General features: G+C 69.9%; 18 protein-coding genes. 12 read left to right on the top strand and 6 right to left on the bottom strand.

Features of this window, described 5'->3' with window-relative positions; genetic code table 11:
• Window positions 1–30: 30 nt before the first annotated feature.
• Together ACFYR0_RS28315 and ACFYR0_RS28310 are read left to right on the top strand one after the other, a co-directional pair.
• The gene (locus tag ACFYR0_RS28315) at window positions 31–1,779 is read left to right on the top strand and encodes a glycosyltransferase family 2 protein (protein ID WP_389333962.1); all 1,749 of its coding nucleotides are present in this window, start codon (window positions 31–33) and stop codon (window positions 1,777–1,779) included.
• Complete coding sequence (locus ACFYR0_RS28310) at window positions 1,776–2,897, top strand: glycoside hydrolase family 26 protein (RefSeq protein ID WP_389333959.1); 1,122 nt, start codon at window positions 1,776–1,778, stop codon at window positions 2,895–2,897. Before ACFYR0_RS28315 ends, ACFYR0_RS28310 begins: the two co-directional genes overlap by 4 nt.
• Before the next feature lie 42 nt (window positions 2,898–2,939).
• Here the strand turns inward: ACFYR0_RS28310 and ACFYR0_RS28305 are convergent, their stop codons facing one another.
• The 3 genes from ACFYR0_RS28305 to ACFYR0_RS28295 all read right to left on the bottom strand — a co-directional run bounded on the left by ACFYR0_RS28305 (window position 2,940) and on the right by ACFYR0_RS28295 (window position 5,514).
• A complete protein-coding gene (locus ACFYR0_RS28305; protein WP_389333956.1) occupies window positions 2,940–3,341 on the bottom strand; it encodes a hypothetical protein in 402 nt (133 codons plus the stop codon).
• Between the two features lie 617 nt (window positions 3,342–3,958).
• On the bottom strand, window positions 3,959–4,678 hold the full coding sequence (locus tag ACFYR0_RS28300; RefSeq protein ID WP_389333953.1) for a response regulator: 720 nt from the start codon (window positions 4,676–4,678) through the stop codon (window positions 3,959–3,961).
• Window positions 4,675–5,514 (bottom strand): sensor histidine kinase, encoded by an 840-nt coding sequence (locus tag ACFYR0_RS28295; protein WP_389333950.1) that lies wholly within the window; start codon window positions 5,512–5,514, stop codon window positions 4,675–4,677. The genes ACFYR0_RS28300 and ACFYR0_RS28295 overlap by 4 nt, the downstream gene beginning before the upstream one ends.
• A 168-nt stretch (window positions 5,515–5,682) precedes the next feature.
• On the opposite strand from ACFYR0_RS28295, the gene ACFYR0_RS28290 reads away from it, so the two are divergent.
• The 4 genes from ACFYR0_RS28290 (at window position 5,683) to ACFYR0_RS28275 (ending at window position 10,653) form a co-directional block, all read left to right on the top strand.
• Window positions 5,683–6,363 (top strand): ABC transporter ATP-binding protein, encoded by a 681-nt coding sequence (locus ACFYR0_RS28290; protein WP_389333947.1) that lies wholly within the window; start codon window positions 5,683–5,685, stop codon window positions 6,361–6,363.
• Window positions 6,364–6,392: 29 nt separating this feature from the next.
• Window positions 6,393–8,669 carry an FtsX-like permease family protein gene (locus tag ACFYR0_RS28285; RefSeq protein ID WP_389333944.1) on the top strand — a complete coding sequence of 759 codons (2,277 nt, stop codon included), beginning with the start codon at window positions 6,393–6,395 and terminating at the stop codon, window positions 8,667–8,669.
• 158 nt (window positions 8,670–8,827) lie between these two features.
• Window positions 8,828–9,160, top strand: a complete 333-nt coding sequence (locus ACFYR0_RS28280; RefSeq protein WP_389334090.1) for a GYD domain-containing protein — start codon at window positions 8,828–8,830, stop codon at window positions 9,158–9,160.
• A gap of 827 nt (window positions 9,161–9,987) precedes the next feature.
• A complete protein-coding gene (locus ACFYR0_RS28275) occupies window positions 9,988–10,653 on the top strand; it encodes a hypothetical protein (protein ID WP_389333941.1) in 666 nt (221 codons plus the stop codon).
• A gap of 464 nt (window positions 10,654–11,117) precedes the next feature.
• Here the strand turns inward: ACFYR0_RS28275 and ACFYR0_RS28270 are convergent, their stop codons facing one another.
• Both ACFYR0_RS28270 and ACFYR0_RS28265 read right to left on the bottom strand, forming a co-directional pair.
• On the bottom strand, window positions 11,118–11,609 hold the full coding sequence (locus ACFYR0_RS28270) for a hypothetical protein (protein WP_389333938.1): 492 nt from the start codon (window positions 11,607–11,609) through the stop codon (window positions 11,118–11,120).
• Complete coding sequence (locus tag ACFYR0_RS28265) at window positions 11,606–14,083, bottom strand: molybdopterin oxidoreductase family protein (protein WP_389333935.1); 2,478 nt, start codon at window positions 14,081–14,083, stop codon at window positions 11,606–11,608. The genes ACFYR0_RS28270 and ACFYR0_RS28265 overlap by 4 nt, the downstream gene beginning before the upstream one ends.
• Before the next feature lie 1,272 nt (window positions 14,084–15,355).
• Here ACFYR0_RS28265 and ACFYR0_RS28260 point away from each other — a divergent pair.
• The 5 genes from ACFYR0_RS28260 (at window position 15,356) to ACFYR0_RS28240 (ending at window position 18,531) form a co-directional block, all read left to right on the top strand.
• The gene (locus ACFYR0_RS28260; protein ID WP_389333932.1) at window positions 15,356–16,120 is read left to right on the top strand and encodes a GAF and ANTAR domain-containing protein; all 765 of its coding nucleotides are present in this window, start codon (window positions 15,356–15,358) and stop codon (window positions 16,118–16,120) included.
• Between the two features lie 39 nt (window positions 16,121–16,159).
• On the top strand, window positions 16,160–16,297 hold the full coding sequence (locus ACFYR0_RS28255) for a hypothetical protein (RefSeq protein ID WP_389333928.1): 138 nt from the start codon (window positions 16,160–16,162) through the stop codon (window positions 16,295–16,297).
• Complete coding sequence (locus tag ACFYR0_RS28250; RefSeq protein ID WP_389333925.1) at window positions 16,294–16,671, top strand: GAF domain-containing protein; 378 nt, start codon at window positions 16,294–16,296, stop codon at window positions 16,669–16,671. Before ACFYR0_RS28255 ends, ACFYR0_RS28250 begins: the two co-directional genes overlap by 4 nt.
• On the top strand, window positions 16,571–16,798 hold the full coding sequence (locus ACFYR0_RS28245) for a hypothetical protein (protein ID WP_389334093.1): 228 nt from the start codon (window positions 16,571–16,573) through the stop codon (window positions 16,796–16,798). Before ACFYR0_RS28250 ends, ACFYR0_RS28245 begins: the two co-directional genes overlap by 101 nt.
• Before the next feature lie 569 nt (window positions 16,799–17,367).
• Window positions 17,368–18,531, top strand: a complete 1,164-nt coding sequence (locus tag ACFYR0_RS28240) for an ANTAR domain-containing protein (RefSeq protein ID WP_389333922.1) — start codon at window positions 17,368–17,370, stop codon at window positions 18,529–18,531.
• A 247-nt stretch (window positions 18,532–18,778) separates the two neighbouring features.
• On the opposite strand, the gene ACFYR0_RS28235 is transcribed toward ACFYR0_RS28240, so the two are convergent.
• Window positions 18,779–18,955, bottom strand: coding sequence for a hypothetical protein (locus ACFYR0_RS28235; protein WP_389333919.1), 177 nt, complete (start codon window positions 18,953–18,955; stop codon window positions 18,779–18,781).
• Window positions 18,956–19,134: 179 nt separating this feature from the next.
• Here ACFYR0_RS28235 and ACFYR0_RS28230 point away from each other — a divergent pair, with 179 nt between their 5' ends.
• Window positions 19,135–19,926 carry a SigB/SigF/SigG family RNA polymerase sigma factor gene (locus ACFYR0_RS28230; RefSeq protein WP_389333916.1) on the top strand — a complete coding sequence of 264 codons (792 nt, stop codon included), beginning with the start codon at window positions 19,135–19,137 and terminating at the stop codon, window positions 19,924–19,926.
• The last annotated feature ends 357 nt before the right edge of the window (window positions 19,927–20,283 follow it).

Genomic DNA, 20,283 nt, shown 5'->3' with positions numbered 1-20,283 from the left:
GAGTGATGCTGTTGGTTACCAAGGGGGGAAATGTCCAGATATTCACGCCACTTGGAGCGGCGCGCCGAGAAGAGGAGCGGCCGCAACGCCTCAGCCGTCGCCGCCTACGCGCGTGCCGCCCGATCATGCGGCCCGCTCGCCAACCCCGGCCGGGAGGTACGGTACTGGTCGTTGCTGCGACCGGGCCACCGAGTGGCGCTCACCGCTCTCACCCTTGCCACAGCCCTGGCCGACATCGTCTTCATAGGCTGGCTGCTGCTTCCCGAACATGTGCCGGGCCCTGGGGTCACGGGCATCGGCAACCGCTGGCTGTTCCTGGCCCGGATCGGGTTCTGCCTGGTCATCGCGGTCGAGATGATCAAAATCGTGCAGGCGGTGGCGATCTGGGTATTCGCCTTCCGGGCAAAGGACCCCATCCCCATGGTGCCGCCGGAGGGCCTCCGGGTCGCCATGCTGACCACCATCGTGCCGTCCAAGGAGCCGATGGCCGTCGTACAGCAGACGCTGCGGGCCATGCTGGAGGTGGAGCGCTGGGGCTGCACCGTGGACGTCTGGATCCTGGACGAGGGCAATGATCCGGCCGTACGCCAGATGGCGGCGCGCCTGGGAATCCATCACTTCAGCCGCAAGGGGCGGCCGGAGTACAACCAGCAGTCCGGCTCCTTCCGCGCACGCACCAAGGCCGGAAACCACAACGCCTGGCGCGCCGAGCACGAGAACGACTACGACGTCGTCGCCCAGATGGACCCGGACCACGTGCCGCTGCCGTGTTTCCTGGAGCGGACCCTCGGCTACTTCCACGACCCCGACACCGCTTTCGTGGTGGCACCCCAGGTGTACGGCAACGCCTACGACAACTGGGTCGCCCACGGCGCGTCGGTACAGCAGTACCTGTTCAGCAGCATCGTCGAGCGGGGCGGCAACGGTCTGGACGCCCCCTTGCTGATCGGCACCAATCACCTCTACCGGGTCACCGCCTGGCAGCAGATCGGCGGCTACCAGGACTCGATCATCGAGGACCATCTGACCAGCATGAGGATCCACGGCACGCTCAATCCCGCCACCGGCAACGGCTGGAAGGGCGTCTACACCCCCGACGTCGTCGCCGTGGGCGAGGGCCCGACCACCTGGACCGACTACTTCAACCAGCAGAAGCGCTGGGCCTACGGCATCTGGGAGATCAAACTCAGCCCCCGGCTGAGGCAGGACATCCGGCTCCGCCCCCGACAGCGACTGCTGTACGGCCTGGTTCAGTTCTACTACCCGAGCGTCGCCATGAGCCTGACTCTCGGCACCCTGGCCACCGCCCTGTACATGCTGCTCGGCGTCTCGTCGATCCAACTGCCAGGACTCCCCTGGCTCCTGCTGTGGTCGGCCGGCATGGCGGGCTCGTTCGCCATGTGGTTGTGGCTGCGCCGGTTCCACCTGGCCGAGCACGAGAGGCGGGAGATCGGTATGGCCGGCATCCTGCTGGCGCTCTTCGCCGGACCTGTCTACATCGCCGCCGCGGCGAACGCACTGCTGCGCCGGCCGCTGGCGTACGTGGTCACCGCCAAGGGCGAGCTGCGCAGCCAGGAGTCCCTGCGCACCTTCCGACTGCACCTGATGTGGGCACTGCTGGCCGGGTGCCTGCTCATCGTCAGCTTCCTCGACCAGCATGACTACACGGCCCTGCGGATCTGGACGCTGCTGGCTCTCACGGCCGGCTCGGCGCCGCCGGTGCTCGCTCTGGCGGAGGGGATCTCCACCCGCCTGCGTACCGCGAGGACCGACCGGTGAGGGTCACCGCGCCACGCGTGCTCGCGGTGCTGAGCGCGGTCCTCCTGTCCTGGTACACCTTCCAGGTGGCACCGGGCCTGGCGGACCGCGAACGCCGGGCGGCAGCCGCACGCGCCGACGCCGTGCTGCCCCCCACGACCGTGCTGCCGGACGAGGGGCCCGCGCCGCGCCGCCCCTCCCAGCGTCCCACGGTCCCCTTTCCCGCCGTGGGTAAGGCGTTCATCGGTGTCTTCACGTCGGCGGGCGTCCATGACTTCACGGAAGGTGCCGACTTCGTCCGGCAGACCGGGCACCGCCCGCAGGTCTACGAGTTCTCGGCCGACTGGGAGAGCGATCAGTTCGACGCCGAGGCCATCAACAGTGTCGCCAGGCGGGGCATGCTGCCCCTGGTCGCCTGGGAGCCCTGGGACCACAAAGCCGAGGCCGACGAACCCACCCTGCGCGGTGAGCAGTCCGAGTACCGGCTGTCGAGAATCATCAACGGCTCCTTCGACCGGTACATCAGGTCCTGGGCTCGGGGCATCAAGTCGCTGCGCTACCCGGTGGCCATCCGCCTCGCCCACGAGATGAACGGCTACTGGTACCCCTGGTGCGAGCAGTCCAACGGCAACCGCCGCGGGGAGTACGTCCGGGCGTGGCGTCACGTCCACAAGGTCTTCGACTCGGTGGGAGCCCGCAACGCCGTATGGGTGTGGAGCCCCAACGTCAGCTACACCAACTCCACGCCGCTCACCCGGCTCTATCCGGGAGACGCGTACGTGGACTGGGTGGGCCTGTCCGGCTACTACGGGACGGTGGGCAAGGAGAACTACCAGTCGTTCGACAGCCTGTTCACGCCGACGAAGACCGAGATACGGCGCTTCACCCGCAGACCGCTCGTCATCACCGAGCTCGGTGCCACGAACGCCGCCGGACGCAAAGCAGAGTGGATCACCGAAATGTTCCGCTCGCTGCCGCGCCACGACGACATCATCGGCATCATCTGGTACCAGGCGGTCAAGGAGATCGACTGGCGCGTGGGCACGAGCCGCGCCTCCTCGGCCGCCTTCACCGCCGGGGCGTCGGCGCGCCGGTACCAGCAGCCGTGGAACCCGGGTATGACGCCACGCGTAAGTTGAAGGGAGAACGCAGCTGCTGCTCACTGCCTCGTTCGCCGGTCCTCAAGCGCCGGACGGCCGCGGGTCAGGGACATCGACGGCCGTCGCCCCGTCACCCATGGCCGCCGCGCACCAGGTCACAAGGCGCGCTTTCATGTCACCGATCGAGTAATCGATCTCCGTTCGGACACCGTCCGGGCCGAGGAACACGGCCTTGAACGGCCACGGACCCTCCACATGACCCACGTGTTCCTCCGTGTCGTCGGTCAGCACGGCCGCGCGCCCGCCGTCCAGAGCGACGACCCAGTAGGTACCGCCGACCTCGGGGTCGTAGAACACCTCTATCCGGGCTGCTTCGACGCCCGCCTCCAACAGCGAACCGATGACCCCGTACCGATCGGCGATGCCGAAGGCATCCCCCCGCGTGACCCTGGTCGCGCTGGGCGGCACCTGCGGCGGACGCATGAGGCCGGGCTCCGGAACAGCGGCGTCTTCAGCACGCATGGTGACGAGACCTCCTTCACGGACCAGACCCGCAATCCTGCCGTACAGACTGCTGATCCCCCCATCGGTTCACCAGGTCGACTCCTCCGGCGTCGAGCTGGACGGGGTGGGGGCTGAGGTCACCGTCGCGAGGCAGTCGCGCCTCGGGGCGCAAGTACTCCACCCCGTGACAGCGGGTCAGCCGGTCTTTCAGCACCACCCGCTCACCTGCCGCGGCCCCACCCCGCGCGCCGACACCAGCACCCGAGAAGTTCCGTTGCCCCCGAGGCGGGGACGCCCTGCGACGTCGGCGAGAACCTCGGCGAGGACGAGGTGAAGCGTTTGCGGGGGTGGGGCGGGCGGCTCGTCGTGAGGTCGGCCATCTCACAGGGCAGGCGTCAGCTGCGGCGACAGGGTGAGGCTGAGGACATGCCGAAGAGCCGCCGGTCGGTGGCGAGATCGGGTTGCTGCTTCGGTCAGATGACTCGGAGGGCGTTCAGGTCGTCGGAGCGCAGGCCGACAGCCAGGACGCGGCGGAGCCCGAGGCGGTACAGCCCTCGAAGGGACTGAAGAGGCATGCGTGATCTCCAGATTGCCGGCTAACGGCAGGGGCTGGTGGTGTCAGCGGACTCGCCCGGTGAGACGAGTCCTGTCTCATAGGCGAGGACGACGGCCTGGGCCCGGTCGCGCAGGGTCAGCTTGGCGAAAATCCGGGCCACGTGGGTCTTCACTGTCGCCTCACTGAGCGTCAGTTTCCGCGCCAGTTCGGCATTGGAAAGGCCTCGGCCCATGAGCGTCAGCACCTCGCGCTCGCGCGGCGTCAGTGCGGCCAGGTCTCGGTGGACGGCCGGGGTCGAGAGACCCGAACCGGTTCTGGTGGCGCCGGGGGCGAAGCGCTCCACCAGGCGGCGGGTGATCGAGGGTGCGAGCAGGGCGTCACCGGTGTCGACCAGGCGTACGGCGGCGGCCAGATGCGCGGGGGTGACGTCTTTGAGCAGGAATCCGCTGGCCCCGGCGGCGAGGGCGGCGTAGACGTAGTGGTCGAGGTCGAAGGTGGTCAGCATGATCACCCGGCAGTCCGGGGCCTGCGCGAGTACGCGGCGGGCGGCTTCCAGGCCGTCCATGACGGGCATCCGGATGTCCATCAGTACGACATCGGGCCGCAGCCCCCGCACGGTGGCCACGGCTTCGGCTCCGTCGCCTGCTTCGCCCACCACGTCGATGCCGCGGGCGGTCAGGATCAGGCGGAAGCCGGTGCGGACCAGCTCCTGGTCGTCGGCGATCACGACGCGAGGGGCGGGTTCGGTGTGTGTCGTCATGGCCGGCCCAGGGGGATGCGGGCGCGCACTCGGTAGCCGCCGCCGAGACGACGGCGAGCGTCCAGGTCGCCGCCGTAGACGGCGACCCGCTCCCGCAGGCCGAGCAGCCCGCGTCCCGTTCCGTCCGCCTGCCCCGGGACCGGTTCTCCCCGCGCGGGCCGGCTGCCCGACAGGACGCTCGGTCCGCTGTTCAGCACCTCCACTCGCAGGTAGTGGTCCGCGTATCGCACCGTCACCTCGGCTTTCGCTCTGTCCCCGTGTTTAAGGGCATTGGTCAGGGCCTCTTGGATGATCCGGTAAGCGGTGACATCGATGCCCGTCGGCAGGGGACGCGGCTCACCCGAGATACGCATCTCCACGGGCAGGCCGGCGAAAGCGATCCGGTCGATCAGCGGGCTGAGCCGGCTCAGGCTCGGCTGCGGTGACAGGTCCATACCGGAGGGCTCGTCGTCGCCGTCCTGCGCGGGTGCGAGCAGGCCGAGCAGGTGCCGCAGCTCGGTCATCGTGTTCCGCCCGGCGGTCTCGACGGCGCTCATCGCCGCCACGGCCTCGTCCGGCATCGTGGCCAGCACCTCGCGGGCGGCCCCGGCCTGGACCACCATGAGGCTCACGTTGTGGCTGACGATGTCGTGCAGCTCGGTGGCGATCCTGGCCCGCTCGGCGTCGACCGCGGTCCGTGCCGCGCTCTCCCGCTCCCGCTCCAGCAGCCAGCCGCGCTCCTCGACGGCCGCCTGGTGCAGCCGCCGAGCCCGGACCGTCGCCACGCACAGACACCCGGCAATGGCGACTGCCGCCGCCAGGGCGATGACCAGCCAGACCGTCCCGGATCCCCACACCGGATCATCTTCGCAGCTGCACCACGCGCCCCACAACAGCCCCTGGACGCAGCCCCGTACATCCCCGGGATGACCTGCCCGGGCGGATACATCCGGGGTGTGACGCCCCGTCCGCACACCGGGTCCTAGGTTCGAGCCATGACAACTGATCACGACAGTGCCCGGCAAGTGGTGGTACGGCTGGACGGCGTGCACAAGGAGTACGGCGACGCGAAGGCCCTGGACGGCCTGTCGCTGCAGATCAGAGCCGGGGACGCGGTCGCCGTGATGGGCCCCTCCGGCTGCGGCAAGTCCACCCTGCTCAACATGGTGGCCGGCCTGGACCGGCCGACCTCGGGCACAGTCGAGGTGCAGGGTCATGACCTCGGGAAACTGAACGAGACCGGCTTGGCGCTGTTCCGGCGGCGGAACGTCGGCATGATCTTCCAGTTCTTCAACCTCATCGACGATCTGCCTGTCCTTGACAACGTGGCGCTTGCCGCGCAACTGACCGGTACCCCGGCCCGGCAGGCGCGCCACCGTGCCCTGGAACTCCTGGACGAACTCGGCGTCGCCGGACGCCGGAACAGCTATCCGGGGACGCTGAGCGGTGGCGAGCGCCAACGCGTCGCCGTCGCACGGGCGTTGATGAACCGCCCGGCTCTGCTGCTTGCCGACGAGCCGACCGGCGCCCTCGACAGCCGGTCGGGCGAGCAGGTGATGGATCTACTGATCGACCTCAATCAGATCGGCCAGACCCTGTTGATCGTCACCCACGACCCGCAGTTGGCCACCCGCTGCGCCAGCCGGCTGGTCGAAGTCGCCGACGGTCGGGTCGCCCGCGAGAGCACGCTGGAGGCGACCGCGTGAGCGCCGTATGGAGAGCCTCCCGTGCGGCCGTGAAGCGCCGTCGGCTCCAGACCTTCGTCATCGGGCTCGTCGTCTTCTGCTCCACCACGACCGTCCTGCTCGCGCTGGCGCTGCTGAGCGCGGCCTCGAGCCCCTTCGACAAGGCCTACGCCGCACAGCGCGGTGCCCATACGGTAGCGACCTTCGACACCACGAAGGTCTCGCAGGAACAGTTGGCGCGGACCGCCCGGCAGCCCGGGGTGGAGACCGCGGCCGGACCGTTCGGACAGGCCGTCGTCGACATCCCCCAGGACTGGCTCTGGATGGCGGGCGGCACGCTCACGGTGGTGGGCCGGGCCGATCCGGCGGGCCCCGTGGACCGGATCGAACTCCTTGAGGGCCACTGGGCCACCGCACCCGGCGAGATCGTCGTCAACTGGTCCGCCCAGGGCTCTCCCGGGACCGCGCTCCTCGGCACCAGGCTGGAGACCCCCGGCGGACCGACGCTGACCGTCGTCGGATTCGCCACCAGCATGAGCAGGTCGGCGAGCGCCTGGGTCTCGCCCGAGCAGATGGCCGCACTGCACCCGGCCTCCGCCCAGATGCTCTACCGCTTCACGGACTCCTCGACGGAAGCCCGGCTGAGCGCCTCACTGGCAGGGGCCACCACTGACCTGCCCAAGGAATCGCTGACCGGCGCACATACCTACCTCACCCTCAAGCAGGCCTTCTCCGCGCTCGCCGACTCCTACCTCCCGTTCATCACACTCTTCGGCATCCTCGGCCTGCTCGTCTCCACCCTGATCGTCGGCAACGTGGTCAGCGGGGCGGTCGTCTCCGGGTACCGACACATCGGGGTGCTCAAGGCCCTGGGCTTCACCCCGAACCAGGTCGTCGCCGTCTATCTGACGATGCTCTCCGTACCGGCGGTGGTGGGCTGCGTGCTGGGCACTGTGACCGGCAACGCGCTGGCCGGGCCGATCCTGAAGGTCGCGTTCACCGGCGTCGAGGTGGGCCGGGCCTCGGTCGGCGGCATCAGCCCGTGGTGGTCCGTCGCCTGCCTCGCGGGCATGCCCGCCCTCGTCCTGCTGACCGCGCTGGTCCCCGCCCTGCGCGCCCACCGGCTGCCCGCCGCACGGGCGATCAGCGCGGACGGCGAGCGGCGCACGGGGCGCGGCCTGCGCGTGCAGCGGATGCTCGGGGCCACCCGGCTGCCGCGCCCGGTCAGCCTGGGCCTCGGCCAGCCGTTCGCCCGCCCCAGCCGCACCCTGCTGACCATGGCGGCCATCGTCCTCGGGGTCACCACGGTGACCCTGGCGACCGGACTGACCAGCACCATGCTGGCGTACGGCAATGTCGGGCGGGAGGACGGAGGCGCCAGGATCCACGTGACGACCGGAGGGCCGGGTAACGACCGGACCCCGCCCCGGCTCGGTGACCCGCAGATCGAGAAACGGCTGCGATCCCTGCCGGGTGCGGCGGGGGTACGGGCCCGCGCGCTGTCCCAGGTGAACATGACCGGGCAGCCCCAGCCTGTCTTCGCCGACTTCTACCGCGGCGACGACTCCTTGTACGAGCACACCATCGTCAAGGGCCGGGCGCCGGCCGCGGCGGGCGAGATCGTAGCTGGGCCGGCGTTCCTGACCCAGCGCGGGCTGAAGGTCGGCGACCGGGTCACGCTGGAGCTGAACGGCAGGAAGATCACTGCGATCGTCGTGGGTCAGCTCATAGAGGGCAACGCCCGGTCCCTGGAAGCCGCTTGGGAGAGTTTCGCCCAGCTCGCACCGGACGCCCGCGCCACCGAATACACGGTGCGGCTCGCCCCTGGCGCCGACGCGCGCGCCTACGCCCAGACGGTCGCGGCGCTCGACCCGGACCTGCACACATCGGTTCTGGACTCCGGCAACGCCGGCACCGCCACCGTCATCACCTTCTCGACGGTGTTCACGGTGCTGCTGACGCTCGTCGCGTCGCTCGGTGTCTTCAACACCGTGCTCCTGAACACCCGTGAGCGGCGCCGGGACCTGGGCATGCTCAAGTCGATCGGGATGACCCCCCGGCAAGTGGTGGTGATGACGGTGACCTCGGTCGCCTGGCTGGGCGTGTTCGGCGGGCTGCTGGGCATCCCGCTCGGCATCGTGGCGCACCGCCTCGTCGTGGACAACATCGCCGTGGTCGACTTCCCCGCGCACATGAAGGACGTGTGGCACGCGCCACAGCTTGCCGCGATGCTTCTGGCGGGCGTGGCGACCGCCGTCCTCGGCGCCCTGGTCCCGGCCCGGTCGGCGGCCCGGACGACCATCGCCTCGGCGCTGCACACCGAGTAGATCACCAGTCAGCACCGGCCTCTGGAACCCGTCCAAGCCGGCCGACGCCGGCAAAGGTCGTGCCGGTGGCCGCCTCGGCCGTTCGGGGGAAACGCGAGTGGTACAGGGGGCGTGTCCCTCCACCGTGGCATCTGTTGATGGGACGAAAGGGACACATGATGCCGCTCTACCTGTCAAGGTTCAGCTACACCCCGGAGACCTGGTCGAGACTCATCGACCACCCCGAGGACCGCGCCAAGGCAGCCCAGTCGTACATCGAGTCCGTCGGCGGCAAGCTCCATGGCTTCTGGTATGCGTTCGGCACCCGCGACGGCTACAACCTGTGGGAGGCCCCCGACAACGTCTCCATGGCCGCGGTCGCCCTGGCGATCAGCGGAGGCGGCGCACTCAGCTCGTTCGAGACGACCGTTCTCCTCACCATCGACGAAACCATCGCCGCCCTCCGCAAAGCCGGGCAAGTGCGGTACCGGGCTCCCGGCACCCAGGAGTGAATCGCTGGCGTGTCCAGCCGCAGGAGTTGGTCCTCGCGGTCCTCGGGCTCCTCGACCAGATGTTGCCGTAGCCCGTGGTCCCACTGGAGTGTCTGCCAATCGCCCGTCCGCGAGTCGGAGACGTCTGCGACGCACGCCGGGGGCCCTACCATCCGACCAGAGCCGTCAAGCAGTCGTCCTTCGGGCGGCGACGTCCACGTTGAGCCACGCCTGCCAGCGCTGCCCGTCGGCTCCCAGCCCGGTCACGAGGGCGATGTCGCCGGCCACACATGCACGCTGTCCTTCAGCTCCTGACGGACACGGTCGAACACGAGTGCCTCCCGGATGGGTGCCCTCGGCATCCGTGCGGTAGCCGAAGCGCAGGGTCAGCTCCTCGCCCTGCACCGCCACCTCCACGGCGGCGGTGCCGGCGGAGGCGCGTGCGGCGAACGTCTGACGACGCGTTCCGGACGGGGAAGAGACCGGTGCGCGGTACGGCGCGCGAGGTCGGCTTCCAGCACCGGCGCAGGGGCCATCTCGGCCGCGACGTCACCGCCGGCGTGCCGTTCCACGCCCCGTCGGCCTCGGTCGCCAGGTCGCGCTGGAGCTGGTGGAGGGCCGAGCAGGCGGGGCACTCTCAGTGCGGGTGGGTCCGGGGGCAGGCGGCGCCGGCTCTGTGCCGGACCGCGTTGCAGCCGCGGCTGCTCGGTGCCGGCCTGGCTGCTCTGGGCTTGGCCTCGCAGGCGGGGCAACGTCCGGCTTGGGTCAGGGTCGGGCATCCAGGTCTGGTGCAGACCTGTAGCGCGTTGCGCGGCATGACGGTGCTTCACCTGCGGAATGCACTCGGGATGGCAGCAGAGATGTCTGAAGCTTTTGCAGCGACAGTGGCGGCAGTTGCTCCCGTGGTGCTCCTGGTGGCTGTTGTCGAGGTGGCCAGCCGTGAGCGGTACAGGCGGGAGAGGTCGCGTGAGATGGCGGAGGCGATCTTGGTGGATCTTGGTGAGTGGCGCGCCCTCCGGGAGAGGCGACGTCAGGCGTCAGAGATCCCGCCGCCTGATGACGGGTGGGACCTTACCCCTGTGATAGCGGAGCTCAAGTTGCGTAAGGCTGTTGCCGAGATGTACCCGACCACGGCGTGGTGGGCGACTCGACGGCTGGCCGACAGGAAGAAGCGGGTGCCCTTGGTGAGAACCGGGTGGGTGGCTTGGATGCGTCTGGGCGCCTGGTTCCTCTGGGCCGCCGTGATGGTCGCCCAGGTCTTGGCAGTCATCCTTGCGTTGAACGCGCTCCGTGATCCCTCGTCCGTGGCGTCAGCTACGGACGAGGTGTGCATGATCTTTGTGAGCGTCGGCGTCGGATGGGTCGCGCTCTGGCCGATCTTCCGGGTGGTTCTCGCGGACGGGTGGGGCGTCGTCTCGGCGATCGGCAAGCACGCCAGGGCGAACAACCCGTATGTGAAGGATCTGCAGGAGCGCATAGACCGACTGGAAGCCAGGCGGAGGGAGTCACAGTAGGAGGCGCAGCCGACGGCCAGCGGACGAGGTCCGATCGAGCCAGGGCCCGCGGAGCACGCGTCGGTGCCCCGCCGACGGTGAAACGCACAACCGCTCGTCCGGCTCCGCGGTCGGCCGAACCGTCACCTCCCGGTCGGCACGAGCCGACGCGCCCCGGAATGCTGAGGCATGACTACGTCCTCAGCAACGGTGACTACTGCCGGTCCTTCCCGGGCCGTTGCGGGCTCAGCGGCTGTTCAGCAACTGCCGTACGCGGCGCCGTCCACGAGGCGCTACTGGCCGGCGGCCACGGGCGCGACGGCCAGCGCCGGGGCGCCGAGCCGGATCGAGACCGGGGCGACCACGGTGGCCGCGTCGTGCCGCTCGGAGACCGTTGGCCAGGCCACGGGCAGGAAGTACGCTGCCGACAAGACCCCGTGTTCCGGCTGCTGCCCTGGGGTTCACGAAGCTGCGGGCCGAGTCCGTCACGGGCTTGTCAGGGTCTGGGGCGCGAGGTTTTTGATCATGGTGTTGGTCCAGCGCATCTGCCGCAGCGTCTGCGGGTGGCAGGCGGACGCCACGGCCAGGAGTTCCTCGTCCTTGGTGGCCTGCGCGGCCTGCGCGAGCATCTCCCAGTGGAGGGAGTTCTCGGCGGCGTCCAGGTGCAGGTCCAGCAGGTCGCGCAGGAGCGGCAGACCGGGCTCGTGGCGGCGCCCCACCGCTTCGGCGGCCTTCTGCCTGAGCGTGGAGAGGAGAGTGGGGCCCGCGTCAGCGGCGGAGTCGTCGAGGTCGAGGCCATGGGAGCGGGCGGCCTGGGCCAGGCGTCGGACGTGTTCGCGGGACCAGCCGGCGAGGTCGATGGCCACGTGGTGGACCTCGTGGTCGGTGCGGTGGCGTTCCGCCACGGTCGTCAGCTGCCGGGCGAGGTGGGTCTCGCCCTGGTGCAGGGCGCGAAGGGTGAGGCTGATGCCGTTCACTCGGTGGCCTCCTCACGATCGGCGCCGCCCGCCTCCGCCGTGAGGGCGGACGCTCCTCCCCTGGTGGCGGGGACGGCATCGGGGCGTGCCGGCGCGGACGCGGTGGTGGTCGGCGCGGGAGCAGGGCGGCCGTCTCCGCGTTCCACCAGGTGCAGTGCGGCGGCGGCGGTTTTGAACAGCGGCTGTTTGGAAGCGGGGTCCCAGTCGGTGATGGTCGTCTCGTTCGCCGCGCGTCCCGGGGTGTCGTCGGGGCCGGATCCGCCCGCGGTGTCCCAGTAGCCGTAGTGGAAGGGCACGAACAGCAGTCCCGGGCGGATGGCGGTCACCCGCAGGCGCCCTCGCAGCGCGCCGCGCGGGGTGCTGACCTCGACCAGGTCGCCCTCTTCCAGGGCGAGTGCGGTCGCGTCGGCCGCGGACGCCTCCACCCACACGTCAGGAGCCGCCGCGTTCAGCTGGGGTGCCCGCGCGGTCTTCGTACGGGTGTGGAAGTGGTAGAGGGTGCGGCCGGTGGTGAGCTGGAACGGGTAGCGCTCGTCGGGCGTCTCGTGCGGCGGCAAATAGGCGGCGGCCTTGATCACCGCCTTGCCGTCGGGGTTGAGGGAGCGGTACTCGACCACGTCGTCGGTCGCGCCGGTCACCAGGTCCTTGCCGTAGCTCTCGCAGAGGTCGGGGTGCGCCCAGCTGATCCCTTCGGTGTAGAGGCGTTGCGTTCCGCCCGGGGCCTGTTCGTTGCAGGGCCACTGGATCCCGCTCGCTCCGCGCAGCCGGCCGTAGGTGAGGCCGGTGTAGTCGCAGGGCCGGCCGGCGCTGCACCGTTTCCACGCCTCGAACGCGGCCTCGGGGTCGTGCCAGGTGATCAGGGGGCCGCCGTCCTTGTCGCGGAAGTCCATCCGGGCCGCGTAGTCGAGGAAGATGGCGAGGTCCGGCTTCGCCTCGCCGGGCGGTTCCACCGCTTTGTCGGAAAGGTGCACGGTGCGGTCCGCGTTGGTGAACGTGCCGGTCTTCTCCCCCCAGGTCGCGGCGGGCAGCACCACATCGGCCAGCTGCGCGGTCTCCGTCAGGAACACATCCTGTACGACCGTGAAGAGGCGGTCCTGTCCGAGGATCGAGCGGATCCGGGAGAGCTCCGGGAGCGACACCGCGGGGTTGGTGCCGCTGATCCACAGCATGCGGATCGAACCCTGCTCCGCGTACCGGAACATCTGCATGGCGGGGGTGGGCGGAGCGTAGTGCGGGATGGTCCGCGGGTCGACGTTCCACACCTTTGCCAGGTCGGCGACGTGGCTGTCGTTCTGCCAGTTGCGGAAGCCGGGCAGGTCACCGTTGGCGCCGCACTCGCGGGTGTTCTGGGCGGTGGGCTGTCCGTTCATCTGCAGCACCCCGGCACCCGGCCGCCCCAGCATGCCGCGGATGAGGTGCAGGTTGTTGACCTGCACGGCCGCCGCGGTGGCCTGGTGGGACTGGTAGACCCCCTGCAGCACCGTGGACAGCAGCCTTTCCGCCGTGCCGACGAGTTCCGCCGCCTCACCGATCCGCGCGGCCGGCACGTCGCACACGCCGGCCGCCCACTGCGGCGTGCACTCCTGCACGCGGGCTGCCAGTTCCTCGAATCCGACCGTGTACGCCTCGATGTAGTCGCGGTCGACGCGGCCGGTACGGATGATCTCGTGCAGCAGCGCGTTGAGCAGCGCCACGTTCGTGCCGAGACGCGGAGCCAGGTGCACGGCCGCCCTGCGGGCCACCCGCGTGGGGCGCGGGTCGACGCAGAGCAGGCGGGGCGGCTCGCCGCCCTCCAGTCGGTCCAGGATCCGCATCCACTGCACGGGCTGTGTCTCGGCGATGTTGTGCCCGAACAGCGCGATCACGTCGGCGTGGTCGATGTCGTCGTAGCTGCCCGGCTGTCCGTCGCTGCCGAAGGACTCCTTCAGCGCCTCGCCGGCTGTCGCGGTGCACAGGCGCGTGTTGCCGTCCAGGTGGTTCGTGCCGATCCCGGCCCGGGCCAGCACCGCGAGCGTGTAGTACTCCTCAAGGAAGAACTGCCCGGTGGTGTAGAAGCCGATAGACCCCGGGCCCCGCTCCGCCAGCAGTTGCCGTGAACGGGCCACGACGCGCTCCATCGCCGTGTCCCAGTCGCATGCGACCAGGCGTCCGTCCTCGCGGACCAGCGGCGTCGTCAGCCGGTCCGCTGAGGCGCCTGCCTGCCAGCCGAAGAGGTCCTTGGGCCCCAGGCGGCCACGGTTGACCCGGTCCTCCACCCGCCCGCGCACGCCCACCATGCGGCCGTCGAGGACCGCGATGTCCATGGCGTCACCGTCGGAATGCAGCAGTGAGGCCGTCTGCAGCCACCGTTCCACCTGGGCGGGTTCGACACCGTCCTCGAGATACATGTCGACCCGCTCGGGCCACGGTTCGTCACGGCTGTACGGGGTACGGCCGCCCCAGGGGTACGCGATCCGGTCCACGGAGGCGTCCATGTCAGCCTCCCAGCGACGGCAGCCGACCGTGCGCGTCGTCCACTGCCGGAATCCCCCTCGTGTGGCGTGAGGTCATGACGTTCGGATGCCGCTCGATCCGTGACGGCTGCGTGGCCATGTCACCCGCTCCCTCGCACTGGCGTCGGATTCCTTTCACCGGGTGTTCCTGACCGGCCGGATCGAATCCCGGTACAAGGCAAAGATCCCGCATTACCGGGCCGATGCCCGGCCTTCGCCGGATGGCGCCTGGCGGGCGCCATCGGCCGATTCGGCGCTCGGCCGCCCGGGACGGAGCGTGCTCGTGCAGGACCGCTGTCCGCGGCGGTGCGGCGCGGAGCGGCGCCGTTTTCGTTTGGAAGACAGCCCCCCGCGTAGCGTGTGATGCGGGCTGGCTGGGGGCCCGCCGCCGGACGGGAACGGCCGGCACCAGTTGTCCGCACGGACATCGACGCTCGCCTCGGATCGGACAACCGCGCCCACGCCGCGGGACGGAACCCCGCTGTTCAGGGCTACTGGAAACCTTCCCGCCCGAACGTGCGGCCACATCCCCGAAAACGAACAGACCGCATGCCGGCCATCCCCGAGACGAAACACGGCCGCCACGCCGGGCGAGCGCAACAGGCGCCGCGCGAAGAGCACAGCACAGTGCCTGTGACCTGGCACTCCGGCCGGCTCCGCCCCGCACGGAAGCGGTCGCCGCGCACACCTCATAGCCTGTGCCGAGGATCTGGATGGGGCCGTGACGGTCCAGGGCCGCCTCCGGCTCGGCACGAACCTCCAGCGGTATCTCACTCGACCGCCCCCACAGCAGAACCAGTTCCCCCATGCACCACAGTTGACGTTGGTGTGCCGCGAGGACCGGCCGACGACCGTCACGCAAACTCTCGCGATCTCGGCCGGTCACGATCCTGAGCATTCAACCGCATTCGCCGAAGCGGGACAGCGTGACGCTGACGTCCCCACCCAGCGGCTGCGCGCCTCCGGCGTTTCCCCGCGCACCCGCCGGAAACCCGGTGGTTCGCAGGCCGACCGCAGTCCCGGCTGTGGGCTGGAGCCGGGAAAGATGATCCTCTGCGAGCGCGCACGGCAGGATGGCACAACGCCGGGTCGACGAGCGGGACCATCAGCAGCGAGGGCTGACCCCGTTTCACGAGCGCTGCGTCGCGGGGGGTCTGACGCCGGTGCGGACTGCACGCGGGTGAAGCGACTGCACCTGGCCGTGTGCCAAGAGCGGATGCAGCCGTGCCGAGGACGAGCGGCGGGGAGGTGGTCATGACAGGTGACGGTCTGCTGGGTGGCGGAGACGCCGAGCAGGAGATGGACGTCGAGCGTGCCCGCATCGCCCACGCACTCATCGCCGCAATACGCGGGACGCCTCTCGCCGAAGTGCCCCGGGCCCTGTGTCACGCCTGTCTGGCGCTGCTGCCCGCGGCGTCGGGACTGTCCGTCTCCATCACAGGCGATGTGCCGGACGCAGGAGTCGTCCTGTGCGCGAGTGACGACGTCGCGGCGCGACTCGCGGAGATCCAGTACACCCTTGGCGAGGGCCCCTGCAGGGAGGCGATCCGGTTGCGCGCGCCCGTGTTCGTCCCGGATCTGACCGGTCCTCCGGCCATCCGCCGCTGGCCGCTGTTCTCCGTCCAGGCGGTCAAGACCGGAGCAGAAGCCGCGTTCTCGCTGCCCTTGCGGGGTCCCGGAGATCCTCTAGGAACCCTCGACCTGTACCGCGAAACGCCAGGACCGCTCACCACCGACCGCGTCCGCACCGCCCTGCTGGTCGCCGACGCCGTCACCCTGGCCGTCATCGCCCTTGATCATGCTTCCCCAGACCCCGAAGGAGTCGTAACGTGGCTGTCAGGAGCGGAGACGGACCGCGACGAGGTGCACCAGGCCACAGGAATGATCATGGTACGGCTGGGAGTGAGCGCCGAGGAGGCACTGCTGCGGCTGCGCGCGCGGGCTTTCGCGCAGGGTCGCACCTCAGCGGAAGTCGCCCGGGCCGTCATCGACCGTTCGATGAGCTTCGATGATGAATAGGCAGCCGGCCCAGACGATGACAGTGCCGGGGAGGCGGGCATGAACCGCGAGCGACAGCTGGCGCAGGCGTTCGTCGCCCTGTCCGACACCTATGCGGCGGAGTTCGACCCGCTGCAGCTCTTCGCCTACTCGTCCACACCTGCCTGGACCTGCTGGACACCGACGCATCAGCCGTGATGATCGCCGACGCCAGGGGCATTTTGAAGCCGATGGCCACGACCCACGAGGACGCGGCCTTCGCCGAACTGCTCCAGATGCAAAGTGGCCTTGGCCCCTGCATGGACTGCTATCGCACCGCAGAAGCGGTGAGTGTTCCCGACATCGCCGCGGAACACGAGCGGTGGCCCAGACTGCCCACCGCCATGACCGAGCTCGGGTACGGCTCCCTGCAAGCGATCCCCGTGCGGCTCCACGACCGCGGCCTGGGCGCCCTCACCCCTGCGCAGGCCCATGGGAAACCTGCCCGGAAACGATGCGGACCCGGCTCAGGCCCTCGCCGACTCCGCGAGCCTGGCCCTGATGCACTGGTCGACCGAGCCCGCCCGCAGTGACGACGCCATCACCCGCCTCCAGAGCGTCATCGCCGCCAAAACGACGCTGGAGCTCGCCAAAGGCATGATCGCCGAGTACGCGGGTTCAACGATCGGGGAGGCGGCCGCCTGCTCAACGCTTATGTGAACGAGCGGCACCTACGTCTCACCGAGACCGCCTACACCCTCGGCAGACGACAGCTGGCAGTGACTTCCATCATCCACGCGCAACCCCAAGCCACCCTTGAAGACTGAACGCAAGGGACCTGCCGGGTTCGCACCGCGCTCCTCCCGTGTGTCGCGGACAGCTCAACGGCCAGACGCCGAGTACGTAACCCAGCACATGTTCCCAGCGGCATGGCAAGAATGTGCGAGGTACCAGCCGGAGCGACCGAACGAGGCCGCTATCGATGGGGCCGTGTGCTGTGGAAGTTGCAGAGCCTGAGGCCGAGGCAACGGGAGACAACGCGCATCCCGACCCCGGACGAGCCTGTTCGACAGCGGACGGGGCGCGCCCTTCCTGGTCCTGCCCGGACGGTCTCCGTCGGCCGACGGCCGTGTTCTTGCTTTTGCCGCGAGGCAGGGCAAGGCTTGACATGCGGGGTCGTAGGGTGGCCGGGAAGTCAGGAAAGGGTCGGCCGTATGTCTCACGGTGGGCAGTCGGCCTCGCCCGGCGCGCCATGTGCGCAGCCGGGTGAGCAGGTGACGCTGAGGCCGGTGACCGGCGGCAGCGTGGACGTTCTGTGTCTGTCCGGCATCCTCGACTCCGACGGGGCCGCCAAACTGCTGCCCGAGTTGGCCCCCTACCTGGAACGGGCCTCCGTTCGGGAGCGGCCGCTTGTCCTTGACCTGTCGGACCTCCGGCTGGTGAGCGCGGCAGGCATCCGTCTTCTCGACCTCCATACACGCCATCTCGATCGCAGGCCCGTTCTGGTGGTCGCCCAGGCCGCTCATGTGCTGGACATGTTCGCGCTGTCGTCCACGCCGGGTCTGCGGGTGTGCTCCACTCTCGGTGCCGCCCTGGCGGAGCTGGAGCCCGCACTGCCTGCGGATTCCGGGCCGGCCGACCAGTCCGCCGCGGCGCTCGGGGATCTGCGGAGCGAGCTGTTCGGTCTGCGCGCCAAGGCGCGGGCCGGCGTGGTGATCGGGATGGCTAAGGGGATCCTGTACGAGCGCTACGGCCTGGCCTCTGCGCCGAAGGCTTTTGACCTGCTGCGCAGGGCTTCCCAGCAGTACAACGTACCCCTGCGGACCGTCGCCTCGGCCGTCGTGACGGCAGCGTCGCCGACCACGTCGAAGGAGCCGTTCTCAGGGAGCTATGACACAGCGCCACCCCTGCCGGAGCTGCTCGACTGCACCGCCGCCCAGATGCGCGACCGCGCGTTCCTGCTGCGTGCAGTGGCCGGCGAGGCGGTGACGCTCACGGATGCCGATGCCACGGAAGTGCACCTGCCCGACCCGGCGCTGGAAAACCACCTGGTCCTGGAGGCCCACGTCGGCCTGGACGCCGCCTACCGAGACTGCCTCGCCGTCGTCAGCAGTCCGCCGGTACTGGCCGCGCGCGCCTCGGCCCGGCAAGGACCGGTCTTCGTCGCCGACATCACCGAAGACGCGGACCTGGCCCGCTCCGACCAAGGGCAGGCCGCGCTGGCCAACGGCAGTCGCGCCCTGTATGCCGTGCCGGGGATGGACGGCACCGGTGAGTGTCTCGGGGTCATCTGCGTCCACCGCCGACAGCCAGGCTCCTGGATGACGCATGTCCAGCGCACGGGCCTCGCCGCTCTCGCGGACGACCTGGCCGCATGGCACACCTGGTACCGGCAGACCATCGTTGCCGACGCTCTGGAGTACCTGCACGCCTGCGCCACCCACCAGATGTGACGGTGGGCGCCACCGTGCAGCCTTCATCTATCGGCGTTCCCCGTGTGTGGGAGCCCTGCCGCAGGGCTACCCGGCTCCTGAGGGGTTGAGACAACAGCCCCTGGGGCTTCCCCCGGGGGCACAGCTCCTGGGGGAGCCTCTGCCGCCGGTGACTGCCTCCAGCGAACCGCCTCAGCCCGGCGCCTCCGACGATGCGGACCGTGAGCCGTTCCAGCCCGCGCGGGCCGGGCTCGGTACGAGCGTGCGGTCAGCGCGCAATGTGCGGCGGCTCGGTGGTGCGGGGCAGACTCGATCGCCCGACGTCCAGACGGCCGCTCACCGTGATGTCCCGTTCCCGCGCGGCGACGATGTCGTCCTGCTGCGGACCGGTGAGGCCGGTAAAGCGCCGTACCGCTGCGAAGTCGGCCGGTCGCTGCTCGTACAACCTTTCCGAAGTCCGTTTCGCCCTTTTCATGCCGGGTACGTGAACAACGTGCTTCGGAACGGAGGCACGACCGTGGGACACCGCGCGTCGGCCCCCATCCTTCTCTGCGAGCACACGCACGCTGCCTCCCACGGTGGCCCCCCTTTACCGCACCACCCGATCCGGGAGGTGTACGCGCCGTGCGTGTGACCGCCACCACGAAGCACCACCCCCATGACGACGCCCCCGACACCGCCGCGGCCTTCGACCGGCTGCACCGGCTGCCCGACGGGCCCGAACGCCGTCAACTGCGCAACGAACTGGTCAGCGCCTGGCTGCCGATGGCCGAACGCATCGCCATGCGTTTCCGCAACCGCGGCGAGAACCTCGAGGACCTCTACCAGGTCGCGGCCGTCGGCCTCGTCAAGGCCGTCGACCACTACGACCCCGGCCGCGGCCGCGCCTTCGCGGTCTACGCCATCCCGACCATCACCGGCGAACTCAAGCGCCACTTCCGCGACCACCTGTGGACCCTCCACGTCCCGCGCCGCGCCCAGGAACTGCGCAACAAGGTCCGCCGCGCCGTCAAGGAACTCACCGCCACCACACCGGGCGGAGTCCCGGCCCTCGACGAGATCGCCCGGCACACCGGCCTCACCCACGACGAGGTCCGCACCGGCCTCGACGCCCTCGACTGCTTCTCCGCCCTGTCCCTGGACGCCGAACTGCCCGGTACCGACAACTACACCCTCGCCGACACCATCGGCACCCCCGACCCCGCCTACGACCACATCATCGACCGCGAGGCCGTCAAACCCGGCCTCCAGGCACTCCCCGAGCGCGAGCAGACCCTCCTCTACCTGCGCTTCTTCCAGGGCATGACCCAGAGCGCCATCGCCGAACAACTCGGCATCTCCCAGATGCACGTCTCCCGCCTCCTCACCGCCTGCTTCACCCACCTGCGCGAAGAACTCCTCACCGACACCGACTGAAAACGGCCCGACGCAGCACAGAGGGCCACCGTGCTCGGTCGCAGCAGCGACGGCGACGGCGGCGTGTGCTCGGCTAACCGGCCGGGATGCGTCACGAGTGACTGCGGGACAGCTGCGGCATGTCCATCCGGCGCGAGGGGCCAGGGCGGAGGGACGTCTTCCGGACAATTGCCGCCCCTGGAGCGGGAGCAGGCTGGCCGGGCGTGCTGCGCCTGTGCCAGGCTGCAGGGACAACCAGCCTGGTCTGGTGGGAGACCCCGCGCCGCCCCTGAGTGCCGGCCCAAGTGGCCAGGACGCGGTACGGGTTGTCTTGCTCGGCTGTACGCGGCCCCACGCCGCGTGCTTGACGCCCCCGTG

This window comes from Streptomyces sp. NPDC005017 (assembly GCF_042873115.1).
In the GTDB taxonomy this organism is placed as follows: domain Bacteria; phylum Actinomycetota; class Actinomycetes; order Streptomycetales; family Streptomycetaceae; genus Streptomyces.
This window is presented reverse-complemented; position numbering and strand designations above follow the sequence as displayed.

What these genes read in the sequence shown, in the direction of transcription:
- ACFYR0_RS28245 (WP_389334093.1), top strand. Translation starts at nt 16,571, where the DNA reads ATGGGAAACCTGCCCGGAAACGATGCGGACCCGGCTCAGGCCCTCGCC.
- ACFYR0_RS28300 (WP_389333953.1), bottom strand. Translation starts at nt 4,678, where the DNA reads ATGACGACACACACCGAACCCGCCCCTCGCGTCGTGATCGCCGACGAC.
- ACFYR0_RS28280 (WP_389334090.1), top strand. Translation starts at nt 8,828, where the DNA reads ATGCCGCTCTACCTGTCAAGGTTCAGCTACACCCCGGAGACCTGGTCG.
- ACFYR0_RS28275 (WP_389333941.1), top strand. Translation starts at nt 9,988, where the DNA reads ATGGCAGCAGAGATGTCTGAAGCTTTTGCAGCGACAGTGGCGGCAGTT.
- ACFYR0_RS28265 (WP_389333935.1), bottom strand. Translation starts at nt 14,083, where the DNA reads ATGGACGCCTCCGTGGACCGGATCGCGTACCCCTGGGGCGGCCGTACC.
- ACFYR0_RS28305 (WP_389333956.1), bottom strand. Translation starts at nt 3,341, where the DNA reads ATGCGTCCGCCGCAGGTGCCGCCCAGCGCGACCAGGGTCACGCGGGGG.
- ACFYR0_RS28260 (WP_389333932.1), top strand. Translation starts at nt 15,356, where the DNA reads ATGACAGGTGACGGTCTGCTGGGTGGCGGAGACGCCGAGCAGGAGATG.
- ACFYR0_RS28255 (WP_389333928.1), top strand. Translation starts at nt 16,160, where the DNA reads ATGAACCGCGAGCGACAGCTGGCGCAGGCGTTCGTCGCCCTGTCCGAC.
- ACFYR0_RS28315 (WP_389333962.1), top strand. Translation starts at nt 31, where the DNA reads ATGTCCAGATATTCACGCCACTTGGAGCGGCGCGCCGAGAAGAGGAGC.